The organism is Thauera sp. ZXT1-4, assembly GCF_052598215.2.
The window spans coordinates 36,493-51,444 of the sequence record NZ_JBQWSN020000026.1 but is presented as its reverse complement, the minus strand read 5'-3'; the positions used below and the strand labels follow the sequence as shown (position 1 = coordinate 51,444).

The 14,952-nt window shown below is 63.1% G+C and carries 12 protein-coding genes; 5 read left to right on the top strand and 7 right to left on the bottom strand.

Annotation, left to right across the window (positions count from 1 at the left end):
• Positions 1 to 4,427: DUF6531 domain-containing protein (locus ACUH78_RS15770; RefSeq protein WP_445333939.1), on the bottom strand; the 4,427-nt coding region annotated here is incomplete at its 3' end.
• A gap of 151 nt (positions 4,428 to 4,578) precedes the next feature.
• A complete protein-coding gene (locus ACUH78_RS15765) occupies positions 4,579 to 4,812 on the bottom strand; it encodes an RHS repeat domain-containing protein (protein WP_445333940.1) in 234 nt (77 codons plus the stop codon).
• 257 nt (positions 4,813 to 5,069) lie between these two features.
• Here ACUH78_RS15765 and ACUH78_RS15760 point away from each other — a divergent pair, with 257 nt between their 5' ends.
• From ACUH78_RS15760 to ACUH78_RS15740, 5 genes are all read left to right on the top strand, one after another.
• The gene (locus ACUH78_RS15760; RefSeq protein WP_445333941.1) at positions 5,070 to 6,038 is read left to right on the top strand and encodes a PilN domain-containing protein; all 969 of its coding nucleotides are present in this window, start codon (positions 5,070 to 5,072) and stop codon (positions 6,036 to 6,038) included.
• Entirely contained in the window at positions 6,035 to 6,616 is a 582-nt protein-coding gene (gspM, locus tag ACUH78_RS15755) for a type II secretion system protein GspM (protein ID WP_445333942.1), read from the top strand. Before ACUH78_RS15760 ends, gspM begins: the two co-directional genes overlap by 4 nt.
• Positions 6,597 to 7,112: a hypothetical protein gene (locus ACUH78_RS15750; protein WP_445333943.1), complete on the top strand. Its 516-nt coding sequence runs from the start codon at positions 6,597 to 6,599 to the stop codon at positions 7,110 to 7,112. Before gspM ends, ACUH78_RS15750 begins: the two co-directional genes overlap by 20 nt.
• 179 nt (positions 7,113 to 7,291) lie before the next feature.
• Complete coding sequence (gspD, locus tag ACUH78_RS15745) at positions 7,292 to 9,190, top strand: type II secretion system secretin GspD (RefSeq protein WP_445333944.1); 1,899 nt, start codon at positions 7,292 to 7,294, stop codon at positions 9,188 to 9,190.
• A gap of 64 nt (positions 9,191 to 9,254) precedes the next feature.
• Positions 9,255 to 9,956 (top strand): hypothetical protein, encoded by a 702-nt coding sequence (locus tag ACUH78_RS15740; protein ID WP_445333945.1) that lies wholly within the window; start codon positions 9,255 to 9,257, stop codon positions 9,954 to 9,956.
• 92 nt (positions 9,957 to 10,048) lie between these two features.
• Here ACUH78_RS15740 and ACUH78_RS15735 read toward each other — a convergent pair whose 3' ends face one another.
• Genes ACUH78_RS15735 through ACUH78_RS15715 form a run of 5 tightly spaced genes read right to left on the bottom strand, consistent with a single transcriptional unit; the run spans position 10,049 to position 14,851 of the window.
• Positions 10,049 to 11,689 (bottom strand): hypothetical protein, encoded by a 1,641-nt coding sequence (locus ACUH78_RS15735; RefSeq protein ID WP_445333946.1) that lies wholly within the window; start codon positions 11,687 to 11,689, stop codon positions 10,049 to 10,051.
• A 50-nt stretch (positions 11,690 to 11,739) separates the two neighbouring features.
• The gene (gene lipA / locus ACUH78_RS15730) at positions 11,740 to 12,711 is read right to left on the bottom strand and encodes a lipoyl synthase (RefSeq protein WP_445333947.1); all 972 of its coding nucleotides are present in this window, start codon (positions 12,709 to 12,711) and stop codon (positions 11,740 to 11,742) included.
• Positions 12,712 to 12,758: 47 nt separating this feature from the next.
• Complete coding sequence (gene lipB / locus ACUH78_RS15725; RefSeq protein ID WP_418364406.1) at positions 12,759 to 13,427, bottom strand: lipoyl(octanoyl) transferase LipB; 669 nt, start codon at positions 13,425 to 13,427, stop codon at positions 12,759 to 12,761.
• A complete protein-coding gene (locus tag ACUH78_RS15720; protein ID WP_418364405.1) occupies positions 13,424 to 13,708 on the bottom strand; it encodes a YbeD family protein in 285 nt (94 codons plus the stop codon). Before ACUH78_RS15720 ends, lipB begins: the two co-directional genes overlap by 4 nt.
• 15 nt (positions 13,709 to 13,723) lie before the next feature.
• Positions 13,724 to 14,851, bottom strand: a complete 1,128-nt coding sequence (locus ACUH78_RS15715) for a D-alanyl-D-alanine carboxypeptidase family protein (RefSeq protein ID WP_418364404.1) — start codon at positions 14,849 to 14,851, stop codon at positions 13,724 to 13,726.
• Between the last annotated feature and the right edge of the window lie 101 nt (positions 14,852 to 14,952).

Below are 14,952 nucleotides of genomic sequence, written 5' to 3'. Positions count from 1 at the left end.
TCCGCGGCCGTGGGGTAGCTGCGGCTGGTCAGGCGGTGCAGGTTGTCGTAGGCGAAGGTGACCGTCTCGCCGCTGCGCTTCCTGTGGCTCGTGAGGCTGCCGACGGCGTTGTAGCCGTACTGCTCGTAGTCGGTGGTCGATGAGGTGCCAACCGTGGTGGGGTGCGGGTAGCGCAGCTTCACCCGGCGGTCGTGGCCGTCGTATTCGTAGGTGGTGCGGTTGCCCTTGGCGTCGGTCAGTGTGACCGGCAGGCCGTTGGCGCTGTAGGTGGTGGTGGCGTAGGTTTGTGCCAGCGCCGTGCCGACCGCCCGCTTGACCTGGTGCACGCTGTCGTCGGCGTTGTACACCGTCTCGGTGACCCGGTTGCCACCCTGCGCCGCGGGGAGCACCTCGGTGACGCGCATCAGGCGGTCGAGGTCGTCGTAGGCGTAGTCGGTGACCGCGACCGGGGCAGCGGCCGTCGGGCAGGTGGTGGCCGCGGCGGTCACTGCCGGGCCCCAGGCCTTCAGAAGCTTGCCGGTGGCGGTGTAGCTGCGGCAGCTGACCAGCCATTGTGTGCCCAGCTGGGCCGCCGTGCGGATGAGCCGGCCGTCGTTGTCATAGCCAAAGCGCGTCTGCTTGCCCAGCGCGTCGGTCGTCTGCGTGATGCGGCGCTGCGCATCGAAGGCGTGCGTGGTGGTGTCGGTGACGTCCGTGCGCGGGCCGTTGACCTGGGTGAGGTTGCCCACCCCGTCGTAGGTGAAGGCGGTGGTGAGGTTGAGCTTGCCCGTGCCCGCGTCAGCCACGACCGTTTGCGGGACGTACTTGTTGGCCGCGTTGTAGGTGGTGGTGGTGACCACCGTGCTGGTGGCGGTGATCCTGCTCGATTGGGACGTCTGCAGATAGAACGTCGGGTAGCCGCTGGCGGTGTAGGCGGTGTAGCCGTAGGTGGTTTGCGGTTGCACGCCCGCGGCATCGGCCGGGGCGGTGACCGTCAAGGGGTTGCCTTGTGCGGTGTAGGTGTAGGTGGTGACCTTGCCCAGCGCGTCAGTGGCGCTGGCGACCTTGTTGAACGCGCTCTCGTAGGTGAAGTTGCTGGTCAGCGTGGCCAGCCCCGAGCCGGGTTTGGCGATCTGGCGAACCTGGCTGACATTGTGCGTGCAGCGCTTGTCGGCGGCTGCGCACGGGGCGTCGTGGTAGCTGTATTCCAGTGCATTGCCTTCGGGGAAGGTCTTGCGCGTGAGCCGCCCCTGGCCGTCGTAGGTGTTGACCGTGCTGCGCCCGAGCGGGTCGATCGACTTCAGTTCCTTGCCGAAGGCGTCAAAGTACGAGACCTTGCTGACGGCACCCGGCCCGACCTCTTCGGAACGCGAGCCGGCGAAGTAGTAGGTGTAGAGCTTGCCCGCCGCGTTGGTCTGGGTCTGCACCCGGCCCAGGGTGTCGTAGACGTTGGTGGCGAAGGCAACCGTTGGCGTGCTGGGGTAGAAGAACTTCGTCATCCGCCCCGGCAGGTCATACTGGTAGGTGGTGGTCTTGGCGGTGGCGTCGGTGTAGCTGGTGAGGTTGCCGTTGGCATCGAAGGCGTAGCCGATGCTGCGCGTGCCGTCGCTCACCGCGCTGATGCGCGCGCCGCTGTAGGTGAAGTTGAGCACCCGGCCCAGGCTGTTGGCGACCTGGGTGAGGTTGGCGCCGCTGTAGGTGAACTTGGCCTGGACGCCACTCGGGTGGGTGTAGGTGGCGAGCTTGCCGGCGCTGTTGAAGGCCAGCTTGGCGCGGTTGAGTGTTTCGTACTGGTAGGTGCCGTCACCTTGCTTGGTCAGCCGTGCGGCATTGCCCGGGGGCGGGTTGTAGCTGCCGTCGGGGAGCTTGACGAACACTTCGCCGTTCAGGCCTTGCTGCACCACCACGGTGTTGTTGATGAGTTGGTCGCCGAACCAGCGCTGGCCCAGCGTGGCAATGACCATCTTGTCGAGCGGCTTGGCAGCATCGGCCAGCAGGTCGAGCGCGACGAGCTTCTCGACCAGCGTGGGGACGGCGTCGAGCGCGGAGTCCTCGCCCATACCCTGGAAGCCGTCCGAGCCAACCCGAGTGCTGGCGGCCAGGCTGTGCGTCCAGCCCTTGCCAAGCGGACCGTCCTGGGTGCGGGCACCGGAGCTGTAGAGCTTGTTCAGCCCCAGGCTGAGCGGAAACTCGCCAACCCCGGTCTGGATGTCTTCGTTGGCGTAGAGGAAGCTACCCGACGCGAAATCAATCGGGTCGTTGATCAGCTTCATGCCCACCTCGATCCAGTCCGACGGCGATTTTGCACCGTTGGCCGACTGAACTACGGTTGCCGCAGGGACGTTGCTGACGCCAAAGCCCCCCGCCAACCCACCGCCGATGATGGCGCCAATGCTCGTGCCGGTGCTGTTGATGGTGAAGTAGCCCGCGCCCGACCAGCTCCCCTCTGTCAGGTTGCAGCGCGCGGGCAGGATCAGCCGGTTGCCCGCGTTGATCTGGCTCTGGAAGGTAGCCAGCCAGGGCGAGCACGACACCAGGTTCGGTTGCACCACGCTGGCGTAGTTCGACGACTTGGCGTCGTAGATACGGTCGTTGTTGATCGCGGCGATGTCGATGAGCTTGACCGTCGACACGGCGCTTACGCCTGCGGTCTGCTGCACCGCGGTCGATTCGAAGATGCTCGAGTGCATCGCCGAGCTGTAGAAGACGGCTCGCTCCTTGGCGGCGTCAGCGCTTTGGCTGACGACACTCAACAGGTTGCCCGGCAGGTCGACGTAAGGGGCACCGCTATAGCCGGCGATGCCGATCTGGTGGTGGAAGAGCGTGTTGGTGCCGGCGAGCCGGTCGGTGATGTAGTCGGAGTGGTTCACCTGGGCGATCCAGGTGGCCGACAGCACTGCCAGCGAGGAACCTAGAACGACTTCGGAGGTGTCGGCACTGCCGGCGGCCTTGGCGGTGTCGAGCTGGCCGCGGTAGCGTTCCACCAGCCCACGTCCGGCCGGCCCCCAGCCGTTGCCGACCAGGAAGGTGCCCCCGGCCTTGATCGACTGCGTGAAGCTCTGGTTGGCGAAGGTGTTGCTGTAGGCGCCGTGGGTGACGTCGAAGGTGACGTTGCCCACCGTGCCCGGCGTCACCGCGGTGCCAGTAGCCTGCGCGACGCCATCGAGCATGAGCACGGGCTGGTTCGAGCCGTTGTAGGTGAGCGTCAGACGCTTGCCGTAGAGGACGTCGGACGTGTAGCTGCGGTCGATGCCCTGGTAACGGATGCGCAGCGTCGGGCTGTAGTTGGCCGGGATCGTCGCCCACTCGGTGAGTGCGACGGCCGTGTCCTGATAGGGCAGCGTGGTCTGGCGCAAGGCGCCGCCCGTGTGCGGGGCCACCGTCTTGCCGCCGATCACGTCATCGAGCGTGCCCGCCGGCAGGTTGGTGCGCAGGTGCGTGGCCAGCGTGTTGGCGTAGGTGGTGAGGGTGTTGCGGATGTTGGTCCGGTTGATGCCCTGGACGTAGTCCGCGGTGATCGTGGCGCCACTCTTGGCCGCGGTGAGGTAGCTGCTGGCGTTGTAGCCGCTGGCTGTGGCGAGGTTGATGCCGCTCTTGTGGACGTGCGACTTGAAACTGGGGTCGAAGTAGTAGTTCGTGCCGCCGATGTTGACCTTCACCCACACGTGGTCGAACTTCATGCTGTGCAGCGCGGCGGTCGAGCCCGGGCAGCTGCCTGCCGCGGTCGCCGTGACCGAGGCCACCGGGATCTGGGCGTTGCCGAAGAGGTTCAGGACCGCGCAGACGTTGGCGGTGTCGACACCGAGCCAGTCCTGCACCTGCGCAGCGGTCAGATTGATGCGTCCGCGCACGTGGTTGGCGGTGAAGCCCGCCTGGCGCAGCAGCTGCACCATCAGCGTGGCCTGGTCGAAGGCGGTGCCCTGATTGTCGAGCAGCGCGCCGATCGCCCCTTTCTGGATCCCCCATGTGGGGTAGTAGGCGATGTTGTTGCGGACGTACTCGTAGATGAGATCGGGGTCGTTCTTGAGCGCGCGCGCGAGTTCGGCGATGGAGGCCGGGCCGCTCGGTGCGGTATCGCCCGCCACGCGCATCGCCGACAGCGTCGTGTCGGTGCTTGCACCGCTGGCTGCCCCGGTCTCACGCGGCACACCCTGGTTCAGATCCTTGGGGAGCCCGCGCGCACGGATCGCGCGCTCGGACTCTTCCGGGGTGATCGGCGCGAGGATGACCCGATTGACCCCGGGGCCGTGCTCGATGCGCTCGACCTGTCCGCCGCGTGCGGCCTGCGCCCGTTCCCCGCCGCGCGCCGCGTCAGGCGTTGCGGCCACGGCCGGCAACCCCTGGCCGAACTGGATATTGCCTTCGGCCAGCGCCGTGCCCGAGAACAGGCCGGCCACGAGCATGGCCAGCATGCCCGCGCGATGCGGACCCCAATTGCGTTCAAACATGATCGAACTCCCGAACAGGCGCACACGAGATGTCAAGCTCATTACATTGACATCGAACCAGGGCGTGCAAGGACGCGCGACCCAACGGACGGGTCGCTCGAAACCACGGTGGAAAGACAGACAGAGGCGAGCGGCGGGCAGCCGCAGACGATCAGGGCACGCCCGTGGTGACACGGCTGACGCGATTGCCCGCCGCGTCGTACGTGTAGGTGATGACGACGCCGCTACTGTAGGTGGCCGTCTTGAGCCGGCCCATCGTGTCGTAGGTGTAGCTCACCGAACCGGCCAGCGCCGGTACCGCAAGCCCCAGCATGGCCGCGACAGCCATGAGGCGAATCCCCGCGCCCACCGTCGGCGTGCGCTTGACGATCTGTTTCCCGCTCATCGGCTCCCCTCCTCACAAAACTGACTTCGGCCCTCTCACGCTCGTCACAGGATTCGACTACACTCTGACGACATAAGCGGATTGCATGCGTCAATTGTTGTGGGCAAAAATCCCAATGTCAACCTCTATTCCAAATTAAATATTTGTTTAAGATGCATGACAGCAACCGCCCCTCGGCACGACGTGCCCAGCCAACTGCCCTGATACCGACCTTGCGGGACACGCTCGGCGCCTCTTTGCACTGGTGGCGGACCGAGATGGATTGGCTCATCGCACCGATTGCGAGGCGCGTCTTCGGGGTTCGGGCACCACTGACGTTGGTGACGGATGCGGCTGGAAAACTTGCGCTGTCCGAGCTTGATAGCGAAGTGGACTCAGGCTGGGAGGCTGTCTGCACGGGGCGACAAGTGATCGTTCTGCTGCATCCGGCACACGTTATGCGCTTGACTTTGACACTGCCTCGATCAGCACGCGGAGATCTGCGCGCTGCCGTGCGCTACCGGATGGCGGTCGAGGCGCCGGTTGACGAGTCTGCGCTGTACTTCGACGTCGGGGACATTACGGGAGCGCCCGCGCGCGATGAGATCAGGGTTGAAGTTGCCCTCTGCAAGCGCGCGCTTGTCGCCGAGCTCGAGGCGGCTATCGAACGTGCCAAGGCCCGTGCTTGCGTAGTCGGCTTCTCGCCCGCAGGTTCGACGTCACCCAAATTCAAGTTCCACGCTTCACGAGGCATGCAACGGAGCCAGTCTGCAACGCGGATCAACCGGTGGCTATTCATCTCGGCTGCATGCATCATACTGACGGCCGGTCCGGCGCTGTTCGCCCATGCATCATGGCTCGGGGTTCGTGCCCAGTCCGAGATTGAAGCAAGGCGAGCCAAGCAAGGCAGTGTCATACAGCTTGCCGAGGTTAACGCTCGCATCATTGCCATACGCGAGCAGCTCGCTCAGGCTCAACGCTCGTCAGGCGCCCTGCGGGTCATGGAGGATATTGCGACCCACTTGCCCAAACAGGCGTGGATCAGCCGGCTGGAGTATGAGTCAGGGCGCCTCAAACTCTCCGGCTATGCCGCAGACCCTGCTGCAACTGCACGGGCGCTCGAGCAGGCTGCCAGCCTGACCAGCGTGAAACTGGAGTCGGTTTCACGGCTGGATGGCGGGGCTGACGGCGTGAGCGTGCCGCAGTTCGCCTTGAATGCGATCGTTGGCAGGGAACGGAGCCGATGACGACGGTGCGGACAATGGCGCAACGTTCATTGGCGATCGTCGTCACGGTCTTGCTGTTTGTCGGCGGCTGGACGCTTGTGCTGCAACCGCTCTATGGCCTGCCTGTGACCGCAATCGAACGGCTGAATGACACGCGCTTCGAGCTTGCACGCCTGCAGGCATTGGCGTCGGAGAGCGGAGACCTCACCGCTGACGATGTAGACCGGCTCGAGCAATCCGTGGCCCCATTGATCTTCTCCTCCCCAAAAGACGGCGCCGCATTCGTTGCCGCGGTCGACTCACTGATCCGTAGCGCAAACGTTCAGTTGCTGGAGCTCAGGACGGCGGATCCCACGAAAGTGGCGAACCTGACCCGCTTCACGATCGACGTGCGAATGACTGCATCTGAAGAGGCATTGATTGGTTTGCTGATTGCGGCTGAACGTCATCGACCACTGCTTCTTATCGAGCGGGCGGTGGTGACGACGACGGCTTCGATGATCGACAACAGTTCGACTCCGGTTTCCGCAGAGTTGCGGGTAAGTGCCTTTGCGGGAGAAAACGACCAACCGAGTGACGGTGAAGCCCGTGCTCGATAGGCAGACGGTCTCTTTGCTGCTTATCAACGTCTGTGTGGTCTCGTTATCCGTGATCGCTCATTCGGTTCTACTGGAGGCGCCGGACGATCTGCCCGCTACGCGCGCGAGCGTTCCGGCTGCTGCCGAGACGTCGGTTGTCTTGATGGAAACGGTGCCCAACGCGCTTGAACAAACCCTGTTGTTCTCCCCTTCGCGGACCCGCTTGGCTCCAGCAACCGCCGAGCCAGAGGTAAGACCCAGTGCAATGCTTCCCCGCTTGGTCGGCATCATGATCGACGGCCATAAGCGAACTGCTTTGCTCGAGCTGGAATCCACCGCTTCGAGAAAAGTTGTCGCTGAGGGTGATCTGTTTGACGGGTGGGTGGTGATGGCAATCGCCGCCCACGCTGTCCGGCTGCAGGGTCGATCGAGCAATGAGGATAAGTCCCATGCCGCCCCGAGCGTCGAGATCCGACTCAGGCAACTCATTCAACCCTCACAAGACCCAGAACAATGAACAAGTGGCATCGACTCCTTTTGGGGATCGCCGTATCGACGGGGTTGAGTGCGTGCTCCACGACACCTCCTGTCGCACCTACCCGCCTGTCGACGTGGAAGATCGTTCCAGCGGAGCCCATGAAGGCAAGCCCGGATACTGGGCCATCTCTTCCGAGTGCGGCAGAAGACGCGTCAAGAATGACCACGGAGTTCTACAAGTCTGGTCGCAGCGAATCTGCGGTGCCCCGCGAGGGAACACCTGGCATCCCTGACACAGGTGAACGCTTCGAGCTCAACTTCAATGAGGCCGATATCCGTGGCGTGATCGACGCTGTGCTCGGAGACATGCTCAAGCTCGACTATGTTGTCTCGCCAGCGGTGGAGGGGCGCATCACCCTGCGCACAAGTCGCCCTGTGTCCAAGGCCTCTTTGCTGTCGGCCCTGGAGGCTGCACTGGGTTCCGTTTCGGCAGCCTTGCTAAGGGATGGTCAAACTGTAAACGTGGTGCCCTGGAGCGAGGCTCCGCAGCGGGTTCGCCCTGCACAACGCCTTGCCTCGGCGATGCCTCCTGTTCCGGGCTACGCGGTGGAGATCATTCCACTTCGTTACGTGAACGCGAACGACATGCAGGCGATTCTAGATTCATTCGTCCCAAAAGGGACCGTCCTTCAGGCAGACACCCATCACGGGCATCTTGTCGTGGCGGGCAGCAGCCAGGACCGTGGCGCCATTCTGCGTACTGTCGAGAATTTCGACGTCGATTGGCTAAGCGGCATGACGTTCGCGCTCTACAAGCTTGCTCAGAGCCGGCCGGAGACCATCGTTGCGGAACTGCGGGAGATATTCCAGGGCAAACTCGACCTCTTTACGACCCGAATCCGCCTCGTGCCGCTCGAACGCATGCAGGCCGTGCTTGGCGTTGCTCGCAACAAGGCTGATCTCGAACTGCTAGGCGAGTGGATTGGGCGGCTTGATGTCTCGAAAGCCGGTGCGCAGCGCATCTTCGTTTATAACGTCCAGAACGGTAATGCGAAGGACCTGGTAACGTCGCTCCGGCAGGTGCTGACTGGGGAAATGCAGACTACAGCGACTACCAGCCCATCGACGTCCTCGTTGCCGCAGCCGCAGATGCCCGGCTTGCCATCGCCCTCGATATCGCCGTCAGCATCGGGCCCCCAGGCGAACATTGGCAGGCTGGTGGCGATCGAGGAGAACAACTCGTTGATGTTTTACGGCACTGAGGACGAGTTCCGTGTGATCCAGGAAGCGCTCAAGCAGATCGACGTGTTACCGCGCCAGGTCATGATCGAAGCGTTTCTGGCCGAGGTGACCCTGAACAACAACCTGCGCTATGGCGTGCAATGGTTTTTCGACTCGAGTGAGAACACCGTGACCCTGAGTGCGACCGACACCGGCTCGGTCGCTTCGCAGTTCCCGGGTTTCTCTTATGTGTATTCGGGGAAGGCAAATGCACGCATCGTCCTCAATGCCCTGCAATCCAAGACGGAAGTGAAGATCCTCTCGGCGCCCAAGATATCCGTGCTGAACAACCAGAAGGCAAGCCTGCAGGTGGGCGACCAAGTGCCCATCGTGACGCAGACTTCTCAGGGCACGGACGCGGGCGGCGCTCCGATCATCAGCACGATCCAGATGCGCGACACGGGGGTTATCCTGGAGGTGACGCCCCGGGTCAATGACAATGGGAATGTGATCCTCGATGTCATGCAGGAAGTGAGCGAGGTTGCTCAAACCACCTCTTCTGGCATCGATTCGCCGACCATCCAGCGAAGAAAGATCCACAGCGTCGTCGCGACGCGCGACGGCTTCACGGTGGCGCTCGGCGGCTTGATCCGAGAAAGTGGCGGTGTCGGAAACAGCGGCATCCCATTGCTCAAGGACATGCCCGTGGTCGGCAACCTGTTCAGGAACAACACCTCCGATACTCGCCGCACCGAGCTGGTGGTCTTGCTCGTTCCACATGTGATGCGCAATCAGATGGAAACCCAGTCGGTCGTCGATGCGCTGGTTGACGGCCTCGATGCAGCTTCCCAGCTCGCCGAGCATGCGCGCCCACTCGTGCGGCCTCGTGCGCAGTAGAGGCTTTGTTCTCCTGCATACGTTGTGGCTACTTCTCGTAGCGGCAACACTTGTTGCCGGCTCGATGGCCACGGTCTTCTATTCGACCGAGGAGCTTGCGATTTCGGAACAGCGGCTCAGCATGGACCTTGCGCACGAGTCTGCCGTCGAGTTGGTCATCCACGACATTCTGGTCAACGGCAACCGAAGCCCCTGGATCGGCGACGGCGTCGTCACCCGGGACCTGAAGATCGCGGAGCGGGTGATCGGGGTTTCGGTTCAGCAGGCCACAGGACTCGTGGATCCGCTGACGTCCGATCCGAAGGTGCTCGACCGCCTGCTGGAACGCCTTGCTATAGACCCCTTAAGTCAAGGCTCCTCGGCCGAGAGATCAGCAATCGGCATTCGCCCTGCCACCTACGCGGACCTTCAGGCAATGCTCGGCCTCGACCATGAGCGGTTTGCCTGTCTATACCCACACGTTACGCTTTACTCGGGCCGTACAGAGCCGGACGAGCGGTATGCGTCAAGCCATCTTGCTGACCTTATCGGGCTGAGATCTGGTCCGCTGGGCGAGCGCTCGATCCTGACTGACAGTCCTGTCCACAGCGTCGTTGGCAGGACGTTTCGTGTGAATGCCCTTGCCACCAACGAGCAAGGTGATGCTGCCGGGCTCTCCATCGAAGTAACGATCACCGGCCAAATCGATCCGAGCCATCTTGTTAGAAGCCGGAAACGCATCGCAACCGCAGCAGGAAAAGCCATGAAGTGCGACAAGCACACGTAACGACGGGCGATCCCGAGACAACCGAACTGTGCACAACTCCGCTCGGCAGTCCTTCGGCAACAACTTGCCGTTTGCACAGTTTTTCTGGGGGCCTACAACCGCCCGTTGTCCTTCTCCACGGCGCTTACAATCATTGAAAGGTGCTTGAGCAAGCTCTGCGTCAATTGGTGAATGCTCGGCTCCCTAACCTGCACTACCAAAGCCGCGCTTTGGGCGTTCCGCTCCTCAATAATTGCCAGTTGACGAAGCGCCACGCCGCACTCGATGACCTCGGCGAAGCACGCCCTGCGCTGGCGCACCCGTCCTGCCTCATCAGAGAACAGCAGTTCCGGAAGCACCTCTCCATCCTCATCGACAGCAACCGCCAGCGAAAAAACCGGGACAGCCCTCTCTTTGGGGTCTATGACCCGGATCGTTCTGTCCTTCTTGCCGTTTGCCGTGGTCTCGCGACGAATCCGGGCCAGTGTCTTACGTACGAAGTGGGGTAGCGGAGGCTTCTTGTGCATCGGCGGACCAGCCTCCGGTTGCGTCGCCAAATCAATCCCGGCTGCATCCGATGAACCATCCGGCTCGCCAAACGCGACCTGCTCGATGCTGCCGTTGCTCCGTATCAAGAAAACCTCAGCGCTTGCAAGACTCTCGATTTTCTCCTTCCAGACCGGTTTGCGCAGAAGATCCGGAAAGCGCCTCTTGGTCGGAAAACCTCCGGAATGCTGCGACTTACGAGCACTGGGATCATCATCGACCGTCTTTGTTCGGAGCGAGATCTCGCTTACGTGACGAACGCCAGTCGCGTTCCGGCTACTTTCCGGGCGTCTTGCGCCTTGGGCGTTGCGCCGGGACGTTTCATAGGAAAGGGATCGAAACGGGAAGGCGTGCGAGCAGGAACGAAGTTGATAAGCCAGGAACGTGGCTCTTGGCTCATCGCCAAAGGGCAACCAAACGCCAGTTACAGCGAGGTTCGTCTCGCCCTCGAACGGAAAGCCGGTATACGGGTAGGCCACCTGTCCACTTGCCGCAGCTTTCTGGCAGGAAATGTGGATGCCAGCCGCCGAGCGCCAGGCGAGTCGATCGCCAGCCATCCTGCCGACATCCGAGGCCGACGCCCCGGATATCCCGGGAGCGAGGACAAGGTGCATGTGCCGGGAGCCGGAATCGAACGATTTGCTAGACCACAGCGCCTCTGCGTTGAGCGGCATGGAAAAGAGCCGTTGGAGCAGGTTGCTCGACGAGCCGAAGTAGAAGCGGATGATCTCCACGCAAGGGATCAGCAGCCTGCAGCCACCACCCAACGAAACCGCAACGCAGTAAGCCTGTGTGTGAAGCCGATGCCACGGGTGGGCATGCAGTGGAATCAGAAATTTTTCGTCTACTGCCAGACCTGCTTTAACGAAGCTGGTGGTACCGGGCACGATCTGGACGCTTCGAAAGGTTTCGGCATGGTAACTCGGCGAGGCAATCAAACGGCCGCCCTGCCACAGATCACCGATCGCCAGCAACGGCAATACCGCAACGGGCGCCCAGACCTCCCTCTGGTGCATGTGATCCGTACCGCCAGGCTGCAAAAGCGCCTCAGCGTCATTCGGCTCGCACCGCAGCGGCGAAATCGCCACCTTGATGCTGGGTTGGGCGTAGCGTCGAACACTCCCGGGGTAGGCGCACTCGCCGAACCAGTCAAGACGCCAGACTCGTTCGTCCGGCGTCAGACTGGGAAAATTCGGGAGTGGGCTCATGGCCTGCAAATTTGCACGGATCGATGTAAATTTGCAGCGATCGATGTAAATTAGCTTTTATCGGTGGAATTTACACACACCACCCCGGCGCCGTGCGCCTGCTGGTCGGCCCAGTAGCTGGAGCGCACCATCGGGCCGCAGGCGGCGTTCTTGAAGCCCATCTTCAGCGCCTCGGCCTCGAACATCTTGAAGGTGTCCGGATGTACGTAGCGCAGCACCGGCAGGTGACCGCCCGAAGGCTGCAGGTACTGGCCGATGGTGAGCATCTCGACGTCGTGCGCGCGCAGGTCGCGCATGACCTCGAGGATCTCCTCGTCCGTCTCACCCAGACCCACCATGAGGCCGGACTTGGTTGCAACCTCGGGATGGCGGGCCTTGAACTGCTTGAGCAACTCGAGCGAATAGGCGTAGTCCGAGCCCGGGCGCGCCTGCTTGTACAGACGCGGCACGGTCTCGAGGTTGTGGTTCATCACGTCGGGCGGGGCGGCGTCGAAGATGTCGAGCGCGATCTCCATGCGGCCGCGGAAATCCGGCACCAGCACCTCGATGCGGGTCTTCGGCGACGCCGCGCGGGTCTCGCGGATGCACTCGACGAAGTGCTGGGCGCCGCCATCGCGCAGGTCGTCACGATCCACCGAGGTGATCACCACGTAGTTCAGCCGCATCGCCGCGATCGTCTTGGCGAGATCGGTCGGCTCATCCGGGTTGAGCGGTTCGGGGCGGCCGTGGCCGACGTCGCAGAACGGACAGCGCCGGGTGCAGATGTCACCCATGATCATGAAGGTCGCCGTGCCCTTGCCAAAGCATTCGTGGATGTTCGGGCAGGAGGCCTCCTCGCACACGGTGTGCAGCTTGTGCTCGCGCAGCGTGGACTTGATCTCGTTGAAGCGCTCGGCCTCCATGCCCGCGCCGAGCTTGATACGGATCCAGTCGGGTTTCTTGAGGCGCTCGGCGGGTACGATCTTGATGGGGATGCGGGCGGTCTTGTCGGCGCCGCGCTGTTTGCGCGCTGGGGTTTCCATGGTCGCTGTTCTCTGTGGGTTCCGGGTGGGGAAGGGCGCTGTCGCGATTATGGCGCGCGGGCGGGCGTTGCGGCAGCCAGCCCGGCCGGATTCGAGGCATCTGCCGCGGAAAGGGGCGGCAGCAGGCGCTCAAGGTGGCCGAGCAGGCAGTCACCGACCTGATCCACGCTGGCGTCGATGCCGAAGTCCTTCATGCGAATCGTCCTGAGGCCTTCGTAGCCGCAGGGATTGATCCAGCCGAAGGGGGTCAGATCAGCGTCCACGTTGATCGCCAGACCGTGGTAGCTGCAGCCGTTCCTGACCCGCAGACCAAGTGCGGCGACCTTGTCGCCGTCGATGTAGACGCCGGGTGCGCCATCCTTGCGCTCGGCGGCAAGGCCGAAATCGGCCAGGGTGTCGATGATCGCCTGCTCCATCAGCTTGACCAGTTCACGCACCTTGAGCCGGCGCCGTGGCAGATCGATCAACAGGTAGGCCACGAGTTGGCCGGGCCCGTGATAGGTAATCTGGCCACCGCGGTCGATGCGCTCCAGCGGGATGCCGGCCGGATTCTGCAGCAGATGTTCCGGTTTGCCGGCCTGCCCGAGGGTGTAGACCGGCGGGTGCTGCAGCAGCCAGATCTCGTCGGCTGTGTCGTCCTGACGCCCAGCGGTGAACACCCGCATCGCCTCGAGCGCCGGCGCGTACTCCACCAGGCCGAGGCGTTTGACGATCACAGCACCACCTTGACCATCGGATGGGCGGTGAGCTCGCGGTACAGCGCATCGACCTGCCCCTGAGACAAGGCGCGGAAGGTGCAGGTCACCGCGAGGTAGTTGCCCTTGCTGGAAGGACGCATCTCGGCGCCAGCGGGCTCGAAATCGGGCGCGTGACGCAGCACCACCTCGATCACCGCTTGGGCGAAGCCATCCACCCGCGCGCCCATCACCTTGATCGGGAAGTCGCAGGGGTATTCGATCAGCGTCTGGCGCGTCTGCGCGCCCGGTGTATCGGCCATGTCGATTCCCCGCGCTTACAGGCTCTTGAAGAACATCACGATCGCGTCCCACAGGCGGCCGAAGAAACCGGCCACCGGCACATCCTGCAGCGCCACGACCGGGTAGCGGCCGATCGCCTGCCCCTCGGCACTCAGGGTCAGCGTGCCGACCTCCTGGCCCTTCTCGATCGGTGCGACCAGCGGCTGGCGGCTCTCGAGGGTGGCCTGAATCTTGTCCGCGGACTCCTTGGGCAGAGACAGCGTGAAGTCGCTGGTGAAGCCCACCGGCAATTCGTTGAGCTTGCCCTTCCACACGCGGAACTGCGACAGGGCCTCATCGGCCGAGTACAGCTTCACGGTGTCGTAGAACTGAAAGCCGTAGTTCAGCAGCTTGAGCGACTCCTGCGCACGCACGGTATCGGAGGCGGCACCGAGCACCACCGAGATCAGCCGGCGCGGGCCGCGCTGGGCGGTCGACACCAGGCAGTAGCCCGCGCTGCTCGTGTGGCCGGTCTTCATGCCGTCCACCGTCGGATCCATGTACAGCAGACGGTTCCGGTTCGGCTGCTTGATCTCGTTGTAGGTGTACTCCTTGAGCGAATACAGGCTGTAGTACTCGGGAAAATCGCGGATGATCGCGGTCGCCAGACGTGCGAGATCATTGCCGGTGGTGTAGAGCTGCGGATCGGGCAAGCCAGTGGAATTGGAGAAGTTCGTATTGGTCATGCCAAGGCGCTGCGCCTCGCGGTTCATCAGCGCGACGAAGGCCTCCTCGCTGCCGGCGATGGTTTCGGCGAGCGCGACGCAGGCATCGTTGCCCGACTGCACGATGACGCCATGGATCAGTTGTTCGACCGTGACCGGTTTGTTGGGCTCGATGAACATGCGCGAGCCTTCCATGCGCCAGGCCCGCTCCGATACGGGCACCTGCTGATCGGGGCTCAGCGTGCCCGCCTTGAGCGCCGAGAAGGTGACGTAGGCGGTCATCAGCTTCGTCAGCGAGGCCGGCTCGATGCGGGCGTCGGCGTCCTTGCCGGCCAGCACCTGACCGGTGGCGTGATCGACCAGCACCCAGGCATTCGCAGCCAGCGCTGGCGGCGGCACCGACTGCGCAAGCGCAGCGAACGAGAAAAGCGACACGAATACGGCGATCAGGAAACGCATGAGAACAACCCGGGGAATTTGAAGAAGGGGAGCGCCCGATTATAGGCGCCGCCCCGAAGCAGACCAAAAAACGAAAGCCTTTGTTTCAACCCTTGCAGCCA

Bases quoted from the DNA above. Each gene is read 5' to 3' on its own strand.
- ACUH78_RS15765 (WP_445333940.1), bottom strand. From the start codon at position 4,812: ATGAGCGGGAAACAGATCGTCAAGCGCACGCCGACGGTGGGCGCGGGG.
- ACUH78_RS15760 (WP_445333941.1), top strand. From the start codon at position 5,070: ATGGATTGGCTCATCGCACCGATTGCGAGGCGCGTCTTCGGGGTTCGG.
- gspM (WP_445333942.1), top strand. From the start codon at position 6,035: ATGACGACGGTGCGGACAATGGCGCAACGTTCATTGGCGATCGTCGTC.
- gspD (WP_445333944.1), top strand. From the start codon at position 7,292: ATGACCACGGAGTTCTACAAGTCTGGTCGCAGCGAATCTGCGGTGCCC.
- ACUH78_RS15740 (WP_445333945.1), top strand. From the start codon at position 9,255: ATGGCCACGGTCTTCTATTCGACCGAGGAGCTTGCGATTTCGGAACAG.
- ACUH78_RS15735 (WP_445333946.1), bottom strand. From the start codon at position 11,689: ATGAGCCCACTCCCGAATTTTCCCAGTCTGACGCCGGACGAACGAGTC.
- lipA (WP_445333947.1), bottom strand. From the start codon at position 12,711: ATGGAAACCCCAGCGCGCAAACAGCGCGGCGCCGACAAGACCGCCCGC.
- ACUH78_RS15720 (WP_418364405.1), bottom strand. From the start codon at position 13,708: ATGGCCGATACACCGGGCGCGCAGACGCGCCAGACGCTGATCGAATAC.
- ACUH78_RS15715 (WP_418364404.1), bottom strand. From the start codon at position 14,851: ATGCGTTTCCTGATCGCCGTATTCGTGTCGCTTTTCTCGTTCGCTGCG.